Raw genomic sequence first — 1,204 nt, forward strand, 5'->3', positions numbered from 1 at the left:
TGCGTATATCAGATAAGCTTATTGATAACTGAGGAATTTACACACTAATCTGGACTTGATCTGTTTTGTCACAAAAGCAGCTAATCCTAATGGATCCACATAAAGTAACGGATTATTATTCGCATACGTATACCAATTCACGCCATCCTTTACCGGATCCTCCGAAATAAACCTCCCTAACTCACTGTCATACCACCTAGCGTTAAAGTAATAGAGCCCCGTATCCTCATCCAGATCCTTCCCAGTAAACTTCGCTGCCCGCTTCAGTTTACCTTCCGCAATCGTCAGGCTCCCAAAGGGCGTATACTCCGTGCTCCAAACGGCCTGACCCGCTTCATCCGTCACTAGAACCGTGCTCCCCAAGTGGTCCGTATGGTAGAAATAGGTCTGTTTCTCCCCACTCCCCACTTTCCCGTCCACCCGGGCAAAGTGCTTACCTAAGACATAAACATACGCCAGATACTCTCCGTCTTCCTCTTCATACAGCACCTGCCCGGATTGGTCAAAGACATAATAGACTGTAGTATCGGGGCTTTTCTTCTGCACCCGCAGCCCGGCTTCATCATAGAGATATTCAGCAACGACCTTTCCGTCTTTTTCAACCTTGGTCAACCGGTTTAACAGGTCATATTCGTAGGTCCAAAGGTCTTTCTCTTCCGGATCAAAGACCACGGTATCCCCTTCAATGGTAAAGTACTCTCCTTTTTGGATCAAGTTCCCGTTCTCATCGTAAACAAAGGCGTACTTACCATTGGTCATTAGTTTGTTGGAGTTCGGATAATAGCGATAGTTCCGGGTCGTGCTCGAGCGTAAAGTGATGGTCTCTTGCTTCCGGTTCCCGGCGACGTCGTACTGGTATTCTTCCACCCTTTGGTTTACTTGGTAGTAGACAGCAATAATCTGTTGCGGTGTATTTATGAATTCACCATTGTGGACGGGAACAGAGTTCTCGTCCCAATCATCCCAGGTGCAATGGACCTTGATATACCTGGTGGGGACGGGATTCTATCTAGCCCCCTAATTCAGTTGGAGAAAAAGTACGAACATGCTAGAATGAAACCAGGGGGTAGAAAAGATGAAAACGAAACGCTATGACCAGGATTTTAAAGAACAAATCGTTAGAGAATGCCAAGAAGTCGGTAATGTTGCACTGGTAGCCCGGCGTCACGGTCTTTCCAAAAATACAGTACACAATTGGCTTAAG

Annotated in this window: 2 protein-coding genes; one reads left to right on the forward strand and one right to left on the reverse strand. The window is 46.4% G+C overall.

Going from position 1 to position 1,204, the window contains the following annotated elements; translation table 11 throughout:
• Positions 1-18: 18 nt before the first annotated feature.
• Complete coding sequence (locus G5B42_RS11495; protein ID WP_181340614.1) at positions 19-867, reverse strand: RHS repeat domain-containing protein; 849 nt, start codon at positions 865-867, stop codon at positions 19-21.
• 208 nt (positions 868-1,075) lie between these two features.
• On the opposite strand from G5B42_RS11495, the gene G5B42_RS12370 reads away from it, so the two are divergent.
• A partial coding sequence (locus tag G5B42_RS12370; RefSeq protein WP_181340615.1) for a transposase occupies positions 1,076-1,204 on the forward strand: 129 nt, incomplete at its 3' end.

This window comes from Capillibacterium thermochitinicola (assembly GCF_013664685.1).
GTDB lineage: Bacteria > Bacillota > UBA4882 > UBA10575 > UBA10575 > Capillibacterium > Capillibacterium thermochitinicola.